This is a genomic window from Paractinoplanes globisporus DSM 43857, assembly GCF_000379645.1.
Lineage (GTDB): Bacteria > Actinomycetota > Actinomycetes > Mycobacteriales > Micromonosporaceae > Actinoplanes > Actinoplanes globisporus.
Genome location: NZ_KB903299.1, coordinates 58,046 through 77,915, shown reverse-complemented (window position 1 = coordinate 77,915; position 19,870 = coordinate 58,046). Strand labels below are relative to the sequence as shown.

20 protein-coding genes and 1 pseudogene are annotated in these 19,870 nt (G+C 71.6%); 10 read left to right on the top strand and 11 right to left on the bottom strand.

All coding sequences use genetic code 11. The features are described 5' to 3' along the window. Nucleotides 1–5 precede the first annotated feature (5 nt). From A3CQ_RS0113560 to dmpG, 4 genes are read left to right on the top strand one after another with little or no spacing between them, the layout of a single operon-like run. The gene (locus A3CQ_RS0113560; RefSeq protein WP_020511482.1) at nucleotides 6–1,544 is read left to right on the top strand and encodes an FAD-binding protein; all 1,539 of its coding nucleotides are present in this window, start codon (nucleotides 6–8) and stop codon (nucleotides 1,542–1,544) included. Beyond that, the gene (locus tag A3CQ_RS0113555) at nucleotides 1,528–2,316 is read left to right on the top strand and encodes a 2-keto-4-pentenoate hydratase (protein ID WP_020511481.1); all 789 of its coding nucleotides are present in this window, start codon (nucleotides 1,528–1,530) and stop codon (nucleotides 2,314–2,316) included. The genes A3CQ_RS0113560 and A3CQ_RS0113555 overlap by 17 nt, the downstream gene beginning before the upstream one ends. Further along, nucleotides 2,313–3,167: an acetaldehyde dehydrogenase (acetylating) gene (locus A3CQ_RS0113550; protein ID WP_020511480.1), complete on the top strand. Its 855-nt coding sequence runs from the start codon at nucleotides 2,313–2,315 to the stop codon at nucleotides 3,165–3,167. The genes A3CQ_RS0113555 and A3CQ_RS0113550 overlap by 4 nt, the downstream gene beginning before the upstream one ends. Beyond that, on the top strand, nucleotides 3,157–4,167 hold the full coding sequence (gene dmpG / locus A3CQ_RS0113545) for a 4-hydroxy-2-oxovalerate aldolase (RefSeq protein WP_020511479.1): 1,011 nt from the start codon (nucleotides 3,157–3,159) through the stop codon (nucleotides 4,165–4,167). The genes A3CQ_RS0113550 and dmpG overlap by 11 nt, the downstream gene beginning before the upstream one ends. Here the strand turns inward: dmpG and A3CQ_RS0113540 are convergent. Genes A3CQ_RS0113540 through A3CQ_RS0113530 form a run of 3 tightly spaced genes read right to left on the bottom strand, consistent with a single transcriptional unit; the run spans nucleotide 4,161 to nucleotide 6,483 of the window. Beyond that, the gene (locus A3CQ_RS0113540) at nucleotides 4,161–5,129 is read right to left on the bottom strand and encodes a ferredoxin--NADP reductase (protein WP_020511478.1); all 969 of its coding nucleotides are present in this window, start codon (nucleotides 5,127–5,129) and stop codon (nucleotides 4,161–4,163) included. The two genes, dmpG and A3CQ_RS0113540, sit on opposite strands and share 7 nt — an antisense overlap. Beyond that, nucleotides 5,129–5,365: a hypothetical protein gene (locus tag A3CQ_RS0113535; protein ID WP_020511477.1), complete on the bottom strand. Its 237-nt coding sequence runs from the start codon at nucleotides 5,363–5,365 to the stop codon at nucleotides 5,129–5,131. The genes A3CQ_RS0113540 and A3CQ_RS0113535 overlap by 1 nt, the downstream gene beginning before the upstream one ends. After that, nucleotides 5,362–6,483: a 3-ketosteroid-9-alpha-monooxygenase, oxygenase component gene (locus tag A3CQ_RS0113530; RefSeq protein WP_020511476.1), complete on the bottom strand. Its 1,122-nt coding sequence runs from the start codon at nucleotides 6,481–6,483 to the stop codon at nucleotides 5,362–5,364. Before A3CQ_RS0113530 ends, A3CQ_RS0113535 begins: the two co-directional genes overlap by 4 nt. 111 nt (nucleotides 6,484–6,594) lie before the next feature. Here A3CQ_RS0113530 and hsaA point away from each other — a divergent pair, with 111 nt between their 5' ends. From hsaA to A3CQ_RS0113500, 6 genes are read left to right on the top strand one after another with little or no spacing between them, the layout of a single operon-like run. Further along, nucleotides 6,595–7,767 carry a 3-hydroxy-9,10-secoandrosta-1,3,5(10)-triene-9,17-dione monooxygenase oxygenase subunit gene (hsaA, locus tag A3CQ_RS0113525; protein WP_026205668.1) on the top strand — a complete coding sequence of 391 codons (1,173 nt, stop codon included), beginning with the start codon at nucleotides 6,595–6,597 and terminating at the stop codon, nucleotides 7,765–7,767. 8 nt (nucleotides 7,768–7,775) lie between these two features. Further along, nucleotides 7,776–8,594, top strand: coding sequence for a 4,5:9,10-diseco-3-hydroxy-5,9,17-trioxoandrosta-1(10),2-diene-4-oate hydrolase (gene hsaD / locus A3CQ_RS0113520; RefSeq protein ID WP_020511474.1), 819 nt, complete (start codon nucleotides 7,776–7,778; stop codon nucleotides 8,592–8,594). Beyond that, complete coding sequence (gene hsaC / locus A3CQ_RS0113515) at nucleotides 8,591–9,496, top strand: iron-dependent extradiol dioxygenase HsaC (RefSeq protein ID WP_020511473.1); 906 nt, start codon at nucleotides 8,591–8,593, stop codon at nucleotides 9,494–9,496. The genes hsaD and hsaC overlap by 4 nt, the downstream gene beginning before the upstream one ends. Before the next feature lie 8 nt (nucleotides 9,497–9,504). Further along, a complete protein-coding gene (hsaB, locus tag A3CQ_RS0113510) occupies nucleotides 9,505–10,065 on the top strand; it encodes a 3-hydroxy-9,10-secoandrosta-1,3,5(10)-triene-9,17-dione monooxygenase reductase subunit (protein WP_020511472.1) in 561 nt (186 codons plus the stop codon). A gap of 46 nt (nucleotides 10,066–10,111) precedes the next feature. Continuing rightward, nucleotides 10,112–10,582: a helix-turn-helix domain-containing protein gene (locus A3CQ_RS0113505; protein ID WP_026205665.1), complete on the top strand. Its 471-nt coding sequence runs from the start codon at nucleotides 10,112–10,114 to the stop codon at nucleotides 10,580–10,582. A gap of 12 nt (nucleotides 10,583–10,594) precedes the next feature. Further along, a complete protein-coding gene (locus A3CQ_RS0113500; protein ID WP_020511470.1) occupies nucleotides 10,595–11,158 on the top strand; it encodes a PIN domain-containing protein in 564 nt (187 codons plus the stop codon). Nucleotides 11,159–11,173: 15 nt separating this feature from the next. On the opposite strand, the gene A3CQ_RS0113495 is transcribed toward A3CQ_RS0113500, so the two are convergent. From A3CQ_RS0113495 to A3CQ_RS0113455, 8 genes and pseudogenes are all read right to left on the bottom strand, one after another. Further along, nucleotides 11,174–11,587 (bottom strand): VOC family protein, encoded by a 414-nt coding sequence (locus A3CQ_RS0113495; protein WP_020511469.1) that lies wholly within the window; start codon nucleotides 11,585–11,587, stop codon nucleotides 11,174–11,176. A gap of 42 nt (nucleotides 11,588–11,629) precedes the next feature. Continuing rightward, entirely contained in the window at nucleotides 11,630–13,063 is a 1,434-nt protein-coding gene (rox, locus tag A3CQ_RS0113490; protein ID WP_040432364.1) for a rifampin monooxygenase, read from the bottom strand. A gap of 801 nt (nucleotides 13,064–13,864) precedes the next feature. Continuing rightward, nucleotides 13,865–14,373, bottom strand: a pseudogene (locus A3CQ_RS62725) (cellulose-binding domain-containing protein); the annotation flags it as partial. A gap of 70 nt (nucleotides 14,374–14,443) precedes the next feature. Then, entirely contained in the window at nucleotides 14,444–15,448 is a 1,005-nt protein-coding gene (locus A3CQ_RS0113475) for an acyl-CoA dehydrogenase family protein (protein ID WP_026205664.1), read from the bottom strand. Further along, a complete protein-coding gene (locus tag A3CQ_RS0113470; protein ID WP_020511464.1) occupies nucleotides 15,445–16,425 on the bottom strand; it encodes an acyl-CoA dehydrogenase family protein in 981 nt (326 codons plus the stop codon). The genes A3CQ_RS0113475 and A3CQ_RS0113470 overlap by 4 nt, the downstream gene beginning before the upstream one ends. Next, complete coding sequence (locus A3CQ_RS0113465) at nucleotides 16,422–17,531, bottom strand: acyl-CoA dehydrogenase family protein (protein ID WP_020511463.1); 1,110 nt, start codon at nucleotides 17,529–17,531, stop codon at nucleotides 16,422–16,424. The genes A3CQ_RS0113470 and A3CQ_RS0113465 overlap by 4 nt, the downstream gene beginning before the upstream one ends. Beyond that, nucleotides 17,528–18,364: an enoyl-CoA hydratase gene (locus A3CQ_RS0113460; RefSeq protein WP_020511462.1), complete on the bottom strand. Its 837-nt coding sequence runs from the start codon at nucleotides 18,362–18,364 to the stop codon at nucleotides 17,528–17,530. Before A3CQ_RS0113460 ends, A3CQ_RS0113465 begins: the two co-directional genes overlap by 4 nt. After that, entirely contained in the window at nucleotides 18,357–19,865 is a 1,509-nt protein-coding gene (locus A3CQ_RS0113455) for a FadD3 family acyl-CoA ligase (RefSeq protein ID WP_026205663.1), read from the bottom strand. The genes A3CQ_RS0113460 and A3CQ_RS0113455 overlap by 8 nt, the downstream gene beginning before the upstream one ends. Between the last annotated feature and the right edge of the window lie 5 nt (nucleotides 19,866–19,870).

Genomic DNA, 19,870 nt, shown 5'->3' with positions numbered 1-19,870 from the left:
GCCCTGTGACCGAGCACTGGGACGAGACCGCCGACGTCGTCGTGGTCGGCTTCGGCGCGGCCGGGGCGTGCGCCGCGATCGAGGCCGCCGACGCGGGCGCCCGGGTGCTGGTGCTCGACCGCTTCGGCGGCGGCGGGGCGACCGCGATCTCGGGTGGCGTGGTCTACGCCGGTGGCGGCACCGCCCAGCAGCGCGAGGCCGGCGTGACCGACACGCCGCAGGCGATGCTCGACTACCTGCGCGAGGAGGTCGGCGACGCCGTTTCGGCCGCCACGTTGCTCCGGTTCTGCGAGCAGAGCGCCGACATGGTCGACTGGCTGGCCGACCTCGGGGTGCCCTTCGATTCCCGGCTCTGCCCGTACAAGACGTCCTACCCCACCAACCGGCACTACCTGTACTACTCGGGCAGCGAGCAGGCCTTCGCCCACCTCGCCCCGCCCGCCCCGCGCGGCCACCGGGTGTACGCCCGCGGCACCTCCGGCCGGGTCCTGCATGCCCGGCTCGCGGCGGCCGCCCGCGAGCGCGGCATCCGCTTCCGGCCGCGGACCCGGGTCGAGCGACTGATCACCTCGCCCGAGACGGGCCGCGTGATCGGTGTCGAGTGCCGCACGCTGCGCGCCGGGCCGGCGTCCTGGGCCCACCGGGTCCTGCACCGCTGGTCGGTCAAACCGGGCGTCTACCTGCCGTCCCTGGGCCGGGCGCTGCACCGGCCGGTCGCCTGGCTGGAGCGCCGCTACGGCCGCCCGGTGCGGATCGGGGCCGGCCGGGGCGTGGTGCTGGCCGCCGGTGGGTTCGTCTTCAACCGCGCGATGATGCGCGAGCACGCCCCCGACTACCGCGGCGGCCTGCGGCTGGGCACGCCCGGCGACGACGGTTCGGGCATCCGGCTGGGCCTCGCGGCCGGCGGCGAGGCCGCGCACCTCGACCGGGTCAGCATCTGGCGGTTCCTCACCCCGCCGTCGGGCATGCTCGGCGGCCGGCTGGTCGACCGCGACGGCCGGCATGTCTGCGACGAGACCCGGTACGGCGCGGCGATCGGCGAGGCCGTCCTGCGATCGCCGGGCGGGCGGGCCTGGCTGCTGCTCGACGGGCCGACGCTGAAGGAGTGCCGTCGCCAGGTGCGCGAGCAGACACTGTGGTTCCAGCGGTGGCAGGCGTGGTGGTTGCTCCATGCCGGCCGTGCCACCGGGCCCACGCTGGAGGCGGTCGCCCGCCGGGCCGGCGTCGACCCCGACGGGCTCACCGGGTACGAGGGCGTTCCGCCGTACTCCCTGATCGATGTCTCGGTCCGGAAGCGAACCGCCGTGCCGGCGCCGATGCTCACCCTCGGCGGCCTGCGGGTCGACGAGGAGACCGGCCAGGCGCTGGGCGTGCCCGGGCTGTACGCGGCCGGCCGCACCGCCGTCGGGATCTGCTCCCGCAGCTACGTGAGCGGACTGTCCCTGGCCGATTGCGTCTTCTCGGGGCGCCGGGCGGGCCGCAGCGCTGCCAATGAAGGCCAGCACGGCTCGGACCGGGGAGGTCTGCATGCTCACCGAGGATGACTGCCGCGGCCTCGCCGACCGGCTGCGCGGCGCCGAGCGCGACCGGGCGCCGATCCCGCCGCTCGTGCAGGAGCGTCCCGATCTGACGACCGCCGAGGCGTACGCGATCCAGCTCTTGAATGTGCGCCGCCGCGGCGGCGTGGTCGTCGGCCACAAGGTCGGTCTGTCGTCGCGGGCGATGCAGGAGATGATGGGCGTCGACGAGCCCGACTACGGCCATCTGATGGCCGACATGCGGCTGTACGAGAGCGAACCGGTCGACGCCGCGCGCTACTGCTACCCGCGGGTCGAGATCGAGGTGGCCTTCCTGCTCGGCGCCGACCTGCCCGGGGCCGAGTGCACGGAAGAGGACGTGCTGGCCGGCACCGAGGCGCTCGCGCCTTCGATCGAGCTGATCGACAGTCGCATCGAGGACTGGAAGATCAGCATCGCCGACACGATCGCCGACAACGCCTCGTCGGCCGGCTTCGTCGTCGGCGTGGGGCGGGTACCACCGGACGAGCTGGATCCGGCTGGCATCGACGCGGTCCTCTACAAGAACGACGCGCTCGCGGCTCGGGGTCGCTCGGATGCCGTCCTCGGCAACCCGGTCACCGCGGTGGCCTGGCTGGCCCGCACGGTCGCCGGTTTCGGGGTGCGGCTACGCGCGGGCCACCTCATCATGCCCGGCGCCTGCTGCCGGGCGGTCGACGCGCGCCCGGGCGACGAGTTCCGGGCCGTCTTCACGGGCCTCGGCGAGGTCCGGCTGTCCTTTGCGGTGGCTTCGGCATGACGACAACCGCGGCCATCGTCGGGTCCGGGAACATCGGGACGGACCTGCTGTACAAGCTGATGCGCTCGGAGCTGATCGAGCCACAATGGATGGTCGGCATCGACCCGCACAGTCCCGGGTTGCGCCGCGCGGCCGCCCTCGGACTGGCCGTCTCGTCCAAGGGGGCCGACTGGCTGCTGGCCCAGCACCCGCTGCCCGATCTCGTCTTCGAGGCCACCTCGGCGGCCGTGCATTCGGCCGCCGCACCGCTTTACGCCGAGGCCGGCATCCGGGCCATCGACCTCACCCCGGCCGCCGTCGGGCCGCTCGTGGTGCCCGAGGTCAACCTGCACGAGCACCTCGGGGCGGCCAACCTCAACCTGATCACCTGTGGCGGGCAGGCGACGATCCCCATGGTGTACGCGGTCTCCCGCCGCACGCCGGTCAGCTACGCCGAGATCGTCGCGACCGTCTCCTCGCGCTCGGCCGGGCCGGGCACCCGGGCCAACATCGACGAGTTCACCCGCACCACCGGGCGGGCGCTCGAGCTGGTCGGCGGGGCCGGGCGGGGCAAGGCGATCGTGGTGCTCAACCCGGCCGACCCGCCGCTGATCATGCGCGACACGGTGTTCTGCGCGATCGGCCCGGACGCTGACCCTCATACCATCGCCGAATCCATTCATCAGATGGTCGGCGAGGTGGCCCGGTACGTCCCGGGCTATCGGCTGCTCAACGAACCGCAGTTCGACGAGGGCCGGGTCGCGATCTTCCTGGAGATCAGCGGGGCCGGGGACTTCCTACCCCCGTACGCGGGAAATCTGGACATCATGACCGCGGCCGCGACCCGGGTGGGTGAGTCCGTTGCCCGCTGACATCCGGATCACCGACTCCTCGCTGCGCGACGGCTCGCACGCCAAGCGCCACCAGTTCACCGTCGACGAGGTGGCCTCGGTCGTCGCGGCCCTCGACGCGGCCGGCGTGCCGGTCATCGAGGTGACCCACGGCGACGGCCTGGGCGGGTCGTCGTTCACCTACGGCCTCAGCCGCACACCCGAGCAGGAACTCATCACGGCCGCCGTGCGCACGGCGACCAATGCCAAGATCGCATTCCTGATGCTGCCGGGGATCGGCCTGTTCGATGACATCCGGGCGGCGGCCGGCAATGGTGCGACGGTCTGCCGGATAGCCAGCCACTGCACCGAGGCCGACATCACCGAGCAGCATTTCGGGCTGGCCCGCAAGCTCGGGCTGGAGACCGTCGGCTTCCTGATGATGGCCCACTCGCAGCCGCCCGAGGCGCTCGCCGCCCAGGCCCGCATCATGGCCGACGCCGGCTGCCAATGCGTCTACGTGGTCGACTCGGCCGGGGCACTCGTGCTCGACCAGGTCGGCGACCGGGTGGCCGCGCTGGTGGCCGAGCTCGGCGCCGACGCGCAGGTGGGCTTCCACGGGCACGAGAACCTGGGCCTGGGCGTGGCCAACTCGGTGCTGGCGGTGCGGGCCGGCGCCAAGCAGATCGACGGAAGCACCCGGCGCTTCGGGGCCGGCGCGGGCAACACACCGGTGGAGGCCTTCGTCGGCGTCTGCGACAAGCTCGGCATCAGCACCGGCATCGACTTCTTCGCCATCGTGGACGCCGCCGAGGACGTGGTGCGGCCGGCCATGCCCGATGAGTGCAAGCTCGACCGGATGGCGCTGATCATGGGGTACGCCGGGGTCTACTCCAGCTTCCTCGGCCATGCCTTCACGCTGGCCAAACGGTATGACGTTTCCGGCGCCGAGATTCTCGTGCGGGCGGGGGAGCGGCGGCTCGTCGGCGGCCAGGAGGACCAGCTGATCGACATCGCGGTGGAGCTGTCGTCCGGTCAGTAATACGTGACCGACACCGTCTCGCTGCGGGCGACGGCCTGGCAGGCGAGGATGTAGCCCTCGTCGAAGTCCTCCTGCTCGAGCACCTCGTTGTGCACCAGGTCGACCTCGCCGCTGAGCAGCCGCAGCGCGCACGAGCCGCAGTGGCCCTGCCGGCAGGAGAACGGCGGGTTCAGCCCGGCCGCGATGATCACGTCGAGCAGGCGCTGCCCGGCCGGCCACGGCAGGCGATGGGTCTGACCATCTATCTCGACCACAGCCGTCGCGTTCCGTGTTTCTACCTGATCAATTTCGAAGCGCTCCACGCGCACCCTTTCCTCCGGGACTCCGGCCTTCCGCAAAGCCTTCCGGCTCATCACGACAAAGGGCTCGGGTCCGCAGACGTACGCCTCCTTGTCCGTGTCTTGGGAAAGGATCGTCGCCAAGCCGGCCTCGTCCGGAGCGCCCCGCTCGCTGTCCAGCCAATGCGTCACGGTGAGGCGGCCGGGATGTGCGCGCTGGAGCGCGGCGAGCTCGGCGGCGAAGATGACCGAGTGCTCGTCCCGGTTCGCGTAGACGAGGGCGAGGCGGCCGCGGCCGTGCGCGAGCACCGACTTGATGATGCCCATGACCGGCGTGATGCCGCTGCCGCCGGCCAGCAGCAGCAGGTCGTCGTCGAGCGACGCGGGGGTGAACTCGCCGGCCGGCGGCAGGAGGTCGAGCGTGGCGCCGGGCCGCACGTGGTCGCAGATCCAGTTGGACGCGTGGCCGTCGCGGACCCGCTTCACCGTGATCTTCAGGTCGGTGTCGGTGTGCGGCGAGCTGGAGAGCGAGTAGCACCGGGCGACGTCGCCCACCTTGACCGTGAGGTACTGCCCCGGGCGGTACGTGAACTCCTCGGTCAGCCCCGGCGGCACGGTCAGCACCAGCGAGTGCGCGTCCGGCGTCTCGGCGATGACCTCGGCGACGCGCAGCCGGTGGAACATCAGGCCACCCCCAGCGTGCCGAGCTTCACCGCGCGCTCGATGCTGTCGCGCAGGTCGGGGCAGGTCGGGACCAGCGCGTTGAGCTTCCGGGGGCAACGGCCGGCGGCCTGGGTGGTCCATTGCACGCTGGTCTGCTGGAGGCTCGATTTCCGCACCCGGACCAGGGCGTCGCAGCGGGCGCAGGACAGCTCGGTGAAGCCGCCCTCGAGGTACTCCTGCCGCTCGGTGAGCGTCATGCCGACTTCTTCAGGTTGGCCTCGACCTCCGCCGTCCAGGTCTCGACCGCCCGGGTGGTGTCGACCTCGAACTCGTACCGGGCCACCATGTCGTCGGTGATGTCCTCGGCGTCCACGTAGAACTGCTCGTACCAGCGGCGTAACTGGTAGACCGGGCCGTCCTCGGCGCACAGCAGCGGGTTGTCGATGCGGCTCTTGTGCTTCCAGATCTCCACGTCCTGCTCGAAGCCGATCCCGATGCTCTTCGCGAACTTCAGCGCCGCCCGCTCCGCCTGCTCCGTGGTCAGGCCGGGCAGCCGCTTCACGATCACGCCCCACTGGAGCACGAACGAGTTGGCCGAGACCGGGTAGTGGCAGTTGATCAGGACGGACTCGACCTCGATGCCCCGGTAGTTGTTGAACAAATAATCGATCATGTACGACGGGCCGTAGTACGCGGCCTCCGAGCGCAGCGTGGCGTCGCCCGACTGACGGGCCGTGATCGGCACGTCCGGCCGGGGCCGGGTCTCGAGGAACTGCGACGCCACGTGGCCCTCCAGCACGTTCTTGAAGAACGTCGGGAAGGCGAAGTGGATGTAGAAGAAATGCGCCATGTCGACCACGTTGTCGATGACCTCGCGGCAGTTCGCGCCGTCGATGCGGATCGAGTCCCAGGTCCAGGCGCTCCACTCGTCGGAGAACGCGCCGTCGATCCGGGGGATCGTGATGCCGTCCGGCGGGGGAGCGCCCTGCGGGTCATTCCATACGAACAACTGCCTGTTTTCCTCCATGACCCGCCACGAGCGGGTGCGGGCGCGGGGCGGGACGCGATGTGCGTAGGGCACCGTCGCGCACCGGCCGTCGCCGCGCCAGCGCCAGTCGTGGAACGGGCAGGCCACCTCGTCGCCCTTGATCGTGCCCATCGTCAGGTCGCCGCCCATGTGCCGGCAGTAGCCGTCGAGCACGTGCAGCGCGCCCGCCGAGTCGGCGAAGACCACGAGCTTGGTGCCGAACGCCTCGACGGCGTGCGGCGAGCCGTCCCGGAACGAATCGGCGAGCCCCAGGCAGTGCCAGCCCCGGGCGAACCTGGTCGGCAGAGCCCCGGTGTCGATCGTGCGTGCCTCCGCGCCGTCGCTCATGTGTCGCTCCCAGGTTCGGCGGTAGCCCCTCAGGTAGAACGTGTTCTAGTATAGGGACCGTTCAGTTCGCCAGCCAAGCCAGCAATCGTGTACCGAGCCGGAGGGGATCTCATGGAGGTCGCAGCGGTAGCGCCGGGCGTGCAGGAACTGTTACCTGTTCTGCGGGACAGGGCGCAGGAGACCGAGGACCGCCGGCGGCTCTCCGACGAGACCGTCAAGTCGCTCGCCGCGACCGGTTTCTTCCGGCTGCTGCAGCCGGCCCGGTTCGGCGGGTTCGAGGCCGACCCGATGACGTTCCTCGGCTGCGTGCGCGACATCGCCTCGGCCTGCGGGTCGACCGGCTGGGTCGCCTCGGTGATCGGGGTGCACAACTGGCAGATGGCGCTCTTCCCCGACCAGGCCCAGCAGGACGTCTGGGGCGAGGACCCGGGCACGCTGATGTCCTCGTCGTACGCGCCGACCGGCAAGATCCAGGCGGTCGAGGGCGGGTACCGGGTGAGCGGCCGGTGGAGCTTCTCCTCCGGCTGCGACCACGCCACCTGGGTGCTGCTCGGCGGCATCGTGCCGCCCGGCGAGGACGGCGCTCCGGCCGACTTCCGCACGTTCCTGCTGCCCGCGGCCGACTACACGATCGAGGACGTCTGGCACACCATCGGGCTGCGCGGCACCGGCAGCAACGACATCGTGGTCGCCGACGCGTTCGTGCCGGCGTACCGGTCGCTCAGCTTCGCCGACACGGCCCGCTGCTACGGTCCCGGCCAGGAGCTGAATCCCGCGCCGCTGTACCGGATCCCGTACGGCTCGATCTTCCCGTACTCGATCACCACGCCGATCATCGGCATGGCCACCGGCGCGTACGACGCGCACGTCTCCTACATGCGCGAGCGCGTGCGGGCCGCCTACGCCGGGGTGCGCGCGGCGGAAGACCCGTATTCGCAGGTGCGCGTGGCCCGGGCCGCGGCCGACGTGGACGCCGCGTGGACCGCGCTCGCCGCCGACCTGAACGAGCTGATGACGCTGGTTGGAGCCGGCCAGAAACTGCCGATGCGGCTGCGCCTGCGGGTGCGGCGCGACCAGGTCCGCGGCACCGAGCTGGCGATCCAGGCCGTCGACCGCCTCTTCGAGAACTCGGGCGGCCGGTCGATCTACACGACCCACCCGATCCAGCGCTACTGGCGGGATGCGCACGCCGGCCGGGTGCACGCCATCAACGACCCCGAGCGGGCCCTGTCCATGTACGGGCGGGGCGAGTTCGGCCTGTCCGTCGCCGACGCGATGATCTGAGGCCCTCCATGACTCTGAACTTCCACCGTGCCGGGCCGGTCGGTGCGACCCCGGTGGTTTTGCTGCATGGCGGTGGGCCGGGCGCGTCGGCCCTGAGCAACTTCGGGCGCACGATCCCGGTCTTCGCCAAGCGATTCGACACCATCGCCGTCGACCAGCCCGGGTACGGCGGCTCCACCAGCGACCCGATCGAGGGGCAGTACTTCACGCACGCCGCCGACGCGCTGGCCGCCCTGCTCGACGAGCTCGGCATCCCTTCCGTCGACCTGATCGGGAACTCGCTCGGCGGCGGCACGGCGGTCCGCTTCGCCCTGCGCCACCCGTCGCGGGCCGGCAAGCTGCTGCTCATGGGCCCCGGCGGGCTGAGCCTCAACGTGTTCGCCGCCGACCCGACCGAGGGGGTCAAGCGGCTCGGCGCGTTCGGCGCCCCGCCCGGGCCGAGCCGGGAGAAGATGGCCGCCTTCCTGCGCACGCTCGTCTTCGACCGCTCGCTGATCACCGACGAGCTGATCGACGAGCGCTTCGCCGCCGCCTCGACCCCGGCCGCGATGCTCGCCCTGCGCGACATGGGCGCTTCCTTCACCGACCCTTCGACGTACGAGGAAGGAATGCTCTGGCGAGATGCCCACCGCTTGCGCAACGAGGTGCTGCTGGTGTGGGGCCGCGAGGACCGGGTCAACCCGCTGGACGGCGCGCTGGTCGCGCTCAAGCTCATCCGCCGCTGCCGCCTGCACGTCTTCGGCGGCTGCGGGCACTGGGCGCACCTCGAGAAGTTCGACGAGTTCAACCGCCTCGCGTTCGACTTCCTGGAAGGGGCAACGCCGTGAGTCTCATCCGATCCCTCGGCTACCTGCGGGTCGAGGCCACCGATGTCCCCGCCTGGCGGGAGTTCGGCGTCAAGGTGCTCGGCATGACCGAGGGCCGCGGCCCCGACCCGTCGGCCGCCTACCTGCGCATGGACGACCTGCCGGCACGCATCGTCGTGGTGCCCGGCGACCGCGACCGGCTCGCCGCCAGCGGCTGGGAACTGGCCGACCCGACGGCTTTTGCTCGTCTTCTCTCGGCGCTGGAGGAGGCCGGAGTGGCGGCCAAGCCCGCCGCACCCGACGAGCTCGCTGACCGCCGTGTGGCCCAGATGATCAGCGTCGACGACCCCTCGGGCAACCGGCTCGAGTTCTTCTGCGGCGCCTCTCTCGACACAAGGCCGGCCCTCAGCGCGTACGGGACCAGGTTTGTCACGGGCGAGCAGGGCATGGGGCACGTGGTGCTGCCGGCCTTCGACGACGCGGCCGCCCTGCGCTTCTGGGTCGACGTGCTCGGCTTCCGGCTGCGCGACTCGATGCGCCTGATCCCCGAGACGATCGGCCTGCCGCCCAGCGAGCATCCACTGTGGATGCGTTTCCTCGGCTGCGGCCCGCGCCACCACAGCGTCGCCCTGGCCCCGATACCCGCCCCCAGTGGCCTCGTCCACCTGATGACCGAGACCGAGACGATCGACGACGTGGGCCGCGCCATCGACCGCTGCGCCAGGCACAAGGCCCCGATGATCTCCACCCTCGGCCGCCACGCCAACGACCACATGATCTCCTTCTACGTGCGCACCCCCAGCGGCTTCGACATCGAGTACGGCACCGGCGGCCTGACCGTCGACGACCACACCTGGGTCGCCCGGCACACCACCGCCCACAGCGTGTGGGGCCACCGCTTCGCGGCCGGCGGCGGACACTGAGGCCCGGGGTGACCGTCGTCCCGGCTACCGTCGACTCCCGCGAGTTCCGCCGGGTGTTCGGCCACTTCTGCACCGGCGTCACCATCGTCACCACCACGGACGAGGAAGGCCCGGCCGGCTTCGCCTGCCAGGCCTTCGCCCCGCTCTCGCTGGACCCGCCGCTGGTGCTCTTCTGCCCCCAAACGGGCTCCGAGACCTGGCGCCGCATCCAGCGCACGGCCATCTTCTGCGTCAATGTCCTGGCAGAGGGCCATCACGACCTCTCCCGAGCCTTCGGCACCCGAGCCCCCAACCGCTTCGCGGACGTGTCCTGGACCCCGTCCCCCGCCGGCGCCCCCATCCTCGACGGCGCCCTGACCTGGGCCGAGTGTCAGGTCGAGGCCGTACACCCCGGCGGCGACCACGCGATCGTGGTCGGCCGAGTGCTGACCCTCGGCGAATGCCGCGGCGACGGCCCCCTCTTGTTCTTCAAGGGCCGCTACCGCTCCACCGCCCCCGTCCCGCCCGGCGCGACCCCCGAGGTCGTCGACACCCTGCTCGCCTGGCCCCGCCACACCGACTGGATCTGACCCAGTAGCCGCTTTCGAATTTTTCGAATACGGGTATGCTGGGGTCATGTCCAGTACGTTGCGTGAACGGACCCTTCTCCCCCCGGAGGACCCTGCCGACCTCGTTCGCTTCGCGCGCGGCCTGGTCGGGGTCGAGGCGCCGGCGCGCGCGAAGCTGGTCGGCCCCGACGGATCGCAGATCGACATCCCGGAAGAGCTCTACGGCGTGCTCCGCGACGTCGTCAACGCTCTCTCGCAGGGCATGGCCATCTCCATCGCTCCGCACAACACGATGCTGACCACCCAGGAAGCGGCCGACCTGCTCAACATCTCCCGGCCCACGCTGGTCCGGCTGCTCTCCGACGGCGAGATCCCGCACACCTTGCGGGGGCGGCACCGCCGCGTCCTGCTGCGCGACATCCTCGACTATTCCGAACGCACGCGTGCCGAACGCCGCAGCGCCCTCGACCAGATGGCCACCGACGCGGAGGACGACGGCTTGTACGACGCTACGGCCGACCCCCGGCCCACCAGGTGACGGGCAGCGGTGATGACCTTTCCCGCGTTCCTCGATACCTGTGTGCTGTACCCGGCCCACCTGTGTGACACGTTGCTGCGGCTGGCCGAGGCCTCGGCGTACCGGCCGTTGTGGTCGGCCGACGTCTTCACCGAGCTGCGACGCAACCTCATCGACCGGGGGATTCCGCCCGAGCGCGTCGACCGCCGCCTCGCCCAGATGACCCGGTCCTTCCCCGACGCGCTGGTCACCGGCTATGAGTCGCTGATCGACGGAATGACCAACCATCCCAAGGACCGGCATGTCCTCGCCGCGGCGGTGCGGGCCAACGCCGAGGTTGTCGTCACCTTCAATCTCCACGACTTCCCCGAGCCGGCCCTCAAGCCATACGACATCGCGCCGATCCACCCGGACGAATTCCTGCTCGATCAACTCGATCTCTACCCGGGTGTGACCGTGGACGTGCTCCGCCACCAGGCGGCTTCCTACCGCCGAGTGCCGAACACGGTGCCGGACATCCTGGTTCTTCTCGAACGTACCGGCGTGCCCAGATTCGCTGCCGAGGTTCGACGCCATCTCGAACCGCCGGCCTGGTAGATCTGCGCCGCGGCGCTAGGCCGCGACGCAGAATTCGTTGCCTTCGGGGTCGGCCATCACGATGTGGTGGTTGTCGAAGGTGGCCAGGACGCGGCCGCCGGCCGCCACCAGCTCGTCGACCTTGGCCAGGATGCGGGGCCAGGCGTCCGGGCCCTTGCCGACGCGGACGTCGATGTGCAGGCGGTTCTTCGCCACCTTGGGCTCGGGCACGTCCAGCAGGACGAGCCGCGGGCCGGCGCCGTCCGGGTCGTGCAGCCAGGCGGCGCCGCCCTCGTCGTCCGGGTCCTCGCCGAACGACGCCACCCACTCGTCGCGCGTCTTGAACGGGGCGGGCGGGGGCTCGTCCTCGTAGCCGAGCGCCAGCTTCCAGAACGCCGCTAGGGACTCGGCGTCGCGCGTGTCGAAGGTCAGGTCGATCCGGAGCGCCATGGTCGCCGAGCGTACTCGCGACGCCCTCGCGCGGTTGGCCGATCAGCCTGCGGGCCTCCCGAACCAGCGGGCGAGGTGGGCGTCCAGATCCTGCTGGTCGGTGCCGATCCAGGCGACGTGGCCGTCGGGGCGCAGCAGGACGCACGGGACGTCCAGTGCCGCGGTGGGATCGGCGAGGTGGTCGACGCGGTCCGACCAGGCGCCGGGGGTCAGGAGGTCGGTGCGGTCGAGCAGCAGGCCGCGGCCGCGATGCAGGAGGTCGTACAGGCGGCCTTGCTTCACGTCTGTGTCGGGCAGGCGGCGGCCCAGCAGGTCGGGGCCCTCGCCGAGGTCGTAGCGGATGCCGATGGCGGTGATCTTCTCGAGCAGGTAGCGGTTCACGTCGTCGAAGTTCATCAGGTCGGTGAGCAGCCGGCGTACGGCCCGCGGGCCGGGGCCGGGGGACAGCAGCTCCGTCTGGGCGCGGGTGAGGTCGAGCACCTCCGCGGCGACCGGGTGACGTTCGGCCTGGTACGTGTCCAGCAGTGTGTCCGGCGCCCAGCCGCGGATCTGTGCGGCCAGTTTCCAGCCGAGGTTGAAGGCGTCCTGGACGCCCAGGTTGAGGCCCTGACCGCCGATGGGTGGGTGGATGTGGGCCGCGTCGCCGGCCAGCAGCACCCGACCAACGCGATAGCGGTCGGCCAGCCGGGTGGCGTCGCCGAAGCGGGACAGCCAGCGCGGGGAATGTACGCCGAAGTCGGTTCCGGCGAGGGCGCGCAGCTGGTGCCGGAAATCGTCGAGGGTGGGAGGTTCCGCGCGATCGCCGACTCCGGCGGCGGGGACGATGACGCGATAGACCCCGGGGCCGGCCGGCCCGAACATGAATCGCTTGTCGGTCTCGCGGATCTCGGTCACCTTGGCGGCGATCTCCTCGCGCGGCACGCCCGCCTCCAGCTCGCCCATCAGCGTCTCGGTCCGCGAGGGCTCGCCCGGGAAGCCGACGCCGAGCAGCTTGCGCACGGTGCTGCGCGCGCCGTCACAGCCGACGAGATAGCGCGCACGCAGCTGTTCGCCGTCGGACAGTTTGACGGTCACACCATCGTCATCCTGGAAGAGATCGACCACCGCGCAACCGCGCCGGACCTCCGCACCCAGCTCGATCGCGCGTTCTTCGAGCAGGTGGACGATGACCGGCTGCGGAATGCCCAGCAGATAGGCGTACGCGGAATCCAGGCCGGTGGGCGCGGGCTTGTCGATGGCGGCGAAGTACGCGCCGGCCGGACGCCGCCTTCCGCGTTCGAGAACGCGGTCCAGCAGCCCGCGCATGGCCATCAGTTCGAGGCTGCGAATATGCAGACCAACTATGCGTACGACCGATGTGGGGTCGGTTTCTTTCTCGAGGACGAGGACCCGCACATCGTGCAGCCGCAGTTCGGCGGCCAGCATCGCGCCGGCCGGACCGCACCCGGCAATGATCACATCAAACTTGAGGGACATAGGTAATGCCTTTCGGGAGGGCGGGGCGCTCCCGGCGACACCTACGTCAATCGCCCGGCCGTGACGGGAGGGGGAGCACCCACATCGATACAGCGTTCATGGGTCTCACCTCCTCGGGCGGTGTCACGTCAGCTGCAAGCTACAAGGCCGCGTATCACCTCGTCCAGTCCATTCCGAGCCGGCCACGGTCCGGGCACCGTGACCGGCCGGTGGGTGTCAGGACAGGAAGCTCCCGTACGGGCCGGCCATGATGGCGTTCTTCTGAGCCTGGCTGAAGTGGGTGTTGGGGTAGCTGTAGAACGACGCGGACATCGGTGTGCCGTCGGTCGAGGTGGAGTCCGGGAGCCCGAATCCGTGGCCCAGCTCGTGCACCATGCCGCCGTACCACCGGTTCATCGCGCCGTTGATGCCGGCCGCACCGTCGGCGTCGTGGCCGCTCAGCAGGACCCAGCCGGGGCTGGCGCCGCCGCCGGACTGGTTGACCTCCTCCGCGCTGATCTCGCCGACGCACAGCCAGCGGCTGTCGGGGTTGCTGATGCCGAAGCGGCGCAACAGTTCCTGCTGCATGTTGAAGACCACGCACCAGTAGTGGTCACTGCCGGTGCAGTTGTTGGTGATGTACCAGTTCCGGTCGTGCTCGCCGTTGACCACCTCGACGACCGTGTTGTTGAGCGTGAAGGTCTTGCCCAGCTCCTGCTTGTAATACCGTTGGGCCTCGCGCATGACGGCCGCGATGCCGTCCGGGTAGCGCTGGTCGTACGCGACGTCGGTGGGCTTGAGCCAGAAGACGCGGACCGTCTTGAGCGCGGCCGAGCCGGTGGGTGTCGGCGTCGGGCTCGTCGTCGGCCGGCTGGTGGGAGTCGCCGGCGTCGTGGGAGTCGCGGGCGTCGTCGGGGTCACCGTGCCGGTGCAGGCAACGCCGTTCAACGTGAACGCGGACGGCACCGGGTTGCTGCCGGTCCAGGAGCCGTTGAAGCCGAACGAGGCGCTGCCACCGGTGCCGAGCGAGCGTTGTACGAGACGTTGACGGCGGTCGCCGCGGCGCCGCTCTGGGTCACGGTGGCGTTCCACGCCTGGGTGACCGCCTGCCCCGCGCCGAACGACCATCGTAAGGTCCACGCGGTGACCGGGTCGCCGAGGTTGGTGACGGCCACGTTGGCGCCGAATCCGCCCTGCCACTGCGAGCTGATCGTGTACGACACCCGGCAGCCGGCCGCGGCGGCTCCGGCCTCCGGCGTGGTGACTGCGGTGGCTGTGGCGGCGGCCAACGCGGCGACAGCCAGCAGACCGTAGGTTCGTCGAGAGCGCATAGGTTTCCTCCAGACATGGGATCGACATTCGTCTATCACCGTGCCTGCCGAAAACGTTTTCGTAAAGGGGTCAGCCCAGCCAGGTTGCCGCGAGGCGGTCGAGATGAGTTTCGGGGGCGCCGAAAAGTTGCGAGTCGGCGTAGGCCCGGCGCAGGTAGAGGTGGGCGTCGTGCTCCCAGGTAATGGCTATACCACCGTGCATCTGGACCATTTCGGCGGCGATCGCCCGCAGCGCCTCCGAGCAGTACACCTTGGCCATCGCGGCCAGCGTCGGTGCCTCCGCCGAGCCGGCCACGAAAGCCTCGGCCGCGTTCCAGGACGCGGTGGTCGCGGCCTCCAGGCGCAGGTACGCCTCGGCCAGCCGGTGCTGGAGGACCTGGAACGACCCGATCGGCCGGCCGAACTGGACCCGCTGCTGGACGTACTCGTGGGTGAGCTCGAACGCCCGGGACGCCGCGCCGACCTGCTCGGCGCTCAACGCGACGCAGGCCAGGTCGCGTAGCCACGGTATTTCAACTGACCCGATCGGCCGGCCGGGCACGTCGGAGAACCGGACCGTGGCGAGCCGCCGGGTCGGGTCGAGAACGTCGGCCGGCTCTACCGCGACCCCGGGCGCGTCGACCGGCACCTCGTAGAGAGTCGGCCCCGCCGCCGCCAGCAGAACCTCGGCGGAACCGGCGTCGAGGACCTGGTGGGCCTCGCCGGTGAGCCGTCCCCCGGTGGCCGCGAACGGCCAGGCGACCGCGGCGATCAGGTCACCCGAGCAAACATCGGGCAGTCGTACGGAATCGCCGGCGCGCAGCAACGCCTGGGTGGCGAGCACACCGCAGCCCAGCATCGGGCCGGGGGTGAGCTGTCGCCCCCACTCGCCGAGCACGACGCACGACTCGAGCAGCGTCGCGTCGGCCCCGCCGTACGCGGAGGGGACCGCGAGCCCCGCGACGCCGATCTCCTTGCACAGCCGCTGCCAGAGCCCGGCGTCGTAGCCGCCCGGCTGCTCGACGGCCACCCGGGCCGGGTGTCCGGCCAGCAGGCCGCGCACCGCGTCGCGCAGCGCCCGGTGTTCCTCGGTCAGCTCCACGAGTCCTCCTTGGTCAGCTCGGCCATCACCCGCGCCCGGTGCTGCGAGGGCGTCCCCCACGACAGGGCCAGCACCCGCACCTTGGTCAGGAAGCGCCCCAGCCCGTGCTCCTCCGCGTACCCGATCGCGCCGTGCACCTGCAGCGAGGCGCGGGCGGCCCGCTGGGCGGCGTCGGCGCACGCCACCTTCGCGGCCGAGACATCCCGGGCGGCGAGCGTGACCGCGGCCGCGTAGAGCAGCGGCCGGGCGAACTCGAGGCCGACCGCGACGTCGGCGAGCCGCTGCTGGACCGCCTGGAACCGGCCGATCGGGCCGCCGAACTGCGTGCGGGTACGGGCGTGCGCCACCGCGAGCTCGAGCAGCGCGCGGCCCGCGCCGAGCAGCTGGGCGGCGCAGACCAGCGCGCCCAGGTCGAGGGCGCGCCCGGCCGCCGGGCAGATCGCGGGCGGGCCGTGCGCGGTCACCTCGAACAGCCGCCGGGTGCGATCCATCGACGGATGGTCGCGGCCGGTGCGGGCCACGCCGACGGTGTCCCGGTCGGTGATCAGCACCAGGGCGGCGGCGTCGGCGTTGGCCGCGTACGGCAGCCACGGCGGTGCGGCGAGCGTGGCCAGGATCTGCCCGGCGGCCAGCTGTGGCAGCCAATGGTCGCGGAGGTGGTGGTCGCCGAGGGTTGCCAGCAGGGCGGGTACGGCCGCGAGCGACTCGGCGACCGGGCCGGGCAGCGCGTGGTGGCCCAGCTCCTCGGCCGCGATGACGAGGTCGGCCGGCTCGGCGCCGAGTCCGCCCCAGCGAACTGGCACGGCGAGAGCGGTGACGCCCGCCTCGGCCAGCAGCGACCAGACGCGGCGGCCGGGGGCGTGGTCGCCGTCCGCCCAGCACGCGGAGGCCGAGGGCACGTCGGCGGAGGCGAGCAGGTCGTGCAGGGCGGCCGCGAACGCGATCTGCTCGCTCGAGCGGACGAGCCTCATCGGGGCAGGCCCAGCAGCCGGTGGGCGACGATGCCGCGCTGGATCTCATTGGTGCCGGCGTAGATCGGTCCGGCCAATGCGAACAGATAACCGTCGGTCCATTCGCCGTCGGTCTCGGCGCGCGGGCCGAGCAGGTCGAGCGCGGTCTCGTGCAGCGCGACGTCGAGCTCGGACCAGAACAGTTTGCCCAGGCTGGCGCCGCTCGCCGTCGGCGGCGCGTCCAGCTCGGCGAAGGCATGCATCCGGTACGCCCGGGCGCCGATCCACGCGTCGGCGACGCGGTCGCGCAGACTGGGGTCGCCGTGCTCCTGCCACAGCGCGACCAGCCGCTCGGCCGCCGCGAGGAACCGGCCCGGGCCGCGCAGGGTCAGCCCGCGCTCGTGGCCGGCGGTGCTCATCGCCACGCCCCAGCCGTCGTCGGGCGAACCGATCACGTCGTCGTCGGGGACAAATACGTCGTCCAGGAAGATCTCGGCGAAGCCCGGATCGCCGCCGAGCTGCCGGATCGGCCGCACGGTCACGCCGGGCGCCCGCAGATCGAACATCAGATAGGTCAGACCGCTGTGCCGTTCCGCCTCGGGGTCGGTGCGGAACAGGCCGAACGCGCGGTCGGCGATTGCCGCCCGGGAGCTCCACGTCTTCTGCCCCGACAGCAGCCAGCCGCCGTCGACGCGCCGGCCACGGGAGCGGATCGCGGCGAGGTCGCTGCCGGCCTCGGGCTCCGACCAGGCCTGCGCCCACACCTCGTCGGCGCGGGCCATCGGCGGGAGGATCCGTTCGCACTGCTCGGCGGTGCCGTGCGCGAGCAGCGTCGGGGCCAGCAGGAACAGGCCGTTCTGGCCGATCCGGACCGGGCCGCGGGCGGCGTGGTACTCCTCCTCGAACAGCAGCGCGTGCAGGGGCGGGACGGCTCTCCCCCCGTACGCGTGGGGCCAGGAAACCACCGACAGGCCGGCGCTTGCCAGCCTGCGCTCCCACGCACGATGCGCGGCATCGCCGTCAGGCGTGTCCACATTGGGCAATCGCGTAGGCGGAACGTTCGCGGCGAGCCACTCGCGCACCTCGGCGCGGAACGCCAGCGCGTCCGAGTCGAGGTCGAGGTTCACGAGGAGGCCTTCTTCATGGCGGCCGGGTCGAGGCCGGCGAGCGAGTTGCCGGTGACCTCGGCGTTGTGCGCGTGGGCGACGTGGTGCAGGCCGAAGACCGCGTCCATCCCCGCCCGCATGCCCATCAGGTCCTCGCATTGATTTATCGCGCGTTTCGCCAGCGCGAGGCCGAACGCCGGCATCGCGGCCATCCGCTCGGCCAGGCCAACCACTGTGGACTCCAGCTCGTCGCGGGGCACCACACGATTGACCATTCCGATTTCGTACGCCCGGCGCGCGCCGAACCGGTCTCCCGTGAACAGGACCTCGCGCGCCATGCGGGGGCCGAGCGCCCACGGATGGGCGAAGTACTCGACCCCGGGGATGCCCATGCGCAGCACCGGATCGGCGAAGAACGCGTCCTCGGAGGCGACGATGAGGTCGCACACCCAGGCCAGCATCAGCCCACCGGCGATGCACGCGCCCTGCACCATGGCGATGGCCGGTTTCGGGATCTCCCGCCACCGCCGGCACATGCCCAGGTAGACCTCGATCTCCCGGGCGTAACGGCGGTCGGCGCCCTCCTTGCCGGTGTGGTCCCACCACATCGTCGCGCGCCGGGGGAACTCGGTGTCCGCGTCGCGTTCCGGGGTGCCGATGTCGTGCCCGGCCGAGAAGTGGTCGCCCGCCGCGGCCAGCACGATCACCCTGACCTCGTCGTCGTCCACGGCCCGGGTGAAGGCCGCGTCGAGGGCGTAGGTCATCGCCGAGTTCTGCGCGTTGCGGTAGCGCGGCCGGTTCATCGTCACCATGGCGAGCGCGCCCCGGCGCTCGTAGCGCACCTCGTCACCCATCGACCGCCTCCGCGCGGAGCAGGTATTTCAGGACTTTTCCCGAGGCGTTGTGCGGCAGGCCGTCCCGGAACTCGACCGAGCGGGGCACCTTGTAACCGGCCAGCCGGCCCCGGCAGAACTCGACGACCTCGGCCTCGGTCAGCGGGTGGTCCGGGCGGCGCACCACGTACGCCCGGCCGACCTCGCCGAGCCGCGGGTCGGTCACGCCGATCACCGCCGACTCGGCCACGCCGGGCAGCCGGGCCAGGGCGCGCTCCACCTCGGCCGGGTAGACGTTGAAGCCGCCGCAGATGTACATGTCCTTGAGCCGATCGGTGATGGTCAGGTAGCCGTTCTCATCGAGCCGCCCGATGTCGCCGGTGTGCAGCCACCCCTCGGCGTCGATCGCCGCGGCCGTGGCCGCGGGGTCGTCGAGGTAGCCGAGCATCGTGTTCGGCCCACGCAGCAGCACCTCGCCGCCGGGCTCCCCGATGCGCACCTCGAAGCCCGCCGCCGCCCGCCCGCAGGTCTCGGCCACGGTCCGGGCGTCGTCGCCGGGCCGGCACATCGTGGCCACGACGGCCTCGGTCAGCCCGTACGCCGTCAGCACCTCGGCGCCCAGCTCCTTGCGCATCCGCTCGACCAGCGCGGGTGGCACGGTCGCCGCCCCGGTCACCGCGAGGCGCAGGCTGGTCAGACCATCGAGCCGCGCGTCAGGATGGTCCATCAGGCTGCTGTAGAGGGTGGGCGGGCCGGGCAGCACGGTGATGCGCTCCTCGCGGATCAGCGCCATCGTGCGCGGCACGTCGAACACCGCCTGCGGCACGATCGCGGCCCCGCTGACCAGGCAGGCCAGGATGCCCGCCTTGAGGCCGAAGCTGTTGAAGAACGGGTTCACCACCAGATAGCGGTCGTCGGGGGTCAGGCCGGCTGTCCCGGCCCAGGCCGCGGCGACGGCAAGGGACTGCCGGTGCGCGCTCATCACGCCCTTGCTGCGCCCGGTCGTGCCCGAGGTGAACAGGATGTCGGCGACGTCGTCGGGCCGGACGGCCGCGGCCCGGGCGTCGGCCTCGCCGTCGGGAACGGCCTCGCCGCCGGCCAGGAAGTCGTCCCACCCCTCGGGGATCGTGACCACCAGGCGGGGGAGGGGGATGCCCTCCTCCTCGGCGGCGGCGCGCAACGCGGCGAGCCGGTCGGTGCCGAGGAACGGGCCGGTGACCACCAGGCCGCGGGCGCCGCCTCGGTGGATGACGTCGAGCGCCTCGACGCCGGTGAAGCGGGTGTTGACCGGGACGAGGGTGGCGCCCGCGTAGCTCGCGCCGAGCGCGGTCAGCACCCACGGCGCCGAATTCGGCGCCCAGAGCGCCAGGCGGTCGCCCGGGTCGATGCCGCCGGCGATGAGGGCGCGGGCCACACGGCGAACCTCAGCGAACAATCGATCCCAGCCCAGCCCTTCAAGCGCCGGTGCCGAGCCGAACTCGCGGGCCGCGCTCGCCAGTGCCGCCGGGATGGTGGCGATCACCGAGC

Coding starts and splice junctions, on each gene's coding strand:
- A3CQ_RS0113470 (WP_020511464.1), bottom strand. CDS start 16,425: ATGAGGCTCGTCCGCTCGAGCGAGCAGATCGCGTTCGCGGCCGCCCTG.
- rox (WP_040432364.1), bottom strand. CDS start 13,063: ATGTCCCTCAAGTTTGATGTGATCATTGCCGGGTGCGGTCCGGCCGGC.
- A3CQ_RS0113505 (WP_026205665.1), top strand. CDS start 10,112: ATGTCCAGTACGTTGCGTGAACGGACCCTTCTCCCCCCGGAGGACCCT.
- A3CQ_RS0113495 (WP_020511469.1), bottom strand. CDS start 11,587: ATGGCGCTCCGGATCGACCTGACCTTCGACACGCGCGACGCCGAGTCC.
- A3CQ_RS0113550 (WP_020511480.1), top strand. CDS start 2,313: ATGACGACAACCGCGGCCATCGTCGGGTCCGGGAACATCGGGACGGAC.
- A3CQ_RS0113530 (WP_020511476.1), bottom strand. CDS start 6,483: ATGAGCGACGGCGCGGAGGCACGCACGATCGACACCGGGGCTCTGCCG.
- A3CQ_RS0113535 (WP_020511477.1), bottom strand. CDS start 5,365: ATGACGCTCACCGAGCGGCAGGAGTACCTCGAGGGCGGCTTCACCGAG.
- hsaA (WP_026205668.1), top strand. CDS start 6,595: ATGGAGGTCGCAGCGGTAGCGCCGGGCGTGCAGGAACTGTTACCTGTT.
- A3CQ_RS0113500 (WP_020511470.1), top strand. CDS start 10,595: ATGACCTTTCCCGCGTTCCTCGATACCTGTGTGCTGTACCCGGCCCAC.
- A3CQ_RS0113540 (WP_020511478.1), bottom strand. CDS start 5,129: ATGTTCCACCGGCTGCGCGTCGCCGAGGTCATCGCCGAGACGCCGGAC.
- A3CQ_RS0113555 (WP_020511481.1), top strand. CDS start 1,528: ATGCTCACCGAGGATGACTGCCGCGGCCTCGCCGACCGGCTGCGCGGC.
- hsaD (WP_020511474.1), top strand. CDS start 7,776: ATGACTCTGAACTTCCACCGTGCCGGGCCGGTCGGTGCGACCCCGGTG.
- A3CQ_RS0113460 (WP_020511462.1), bottom strand. CDS start 18,364: ATGGGTGACGAGGTGCGCTACGAGCGCCGGGGCGCGCTCGCCATGGTG.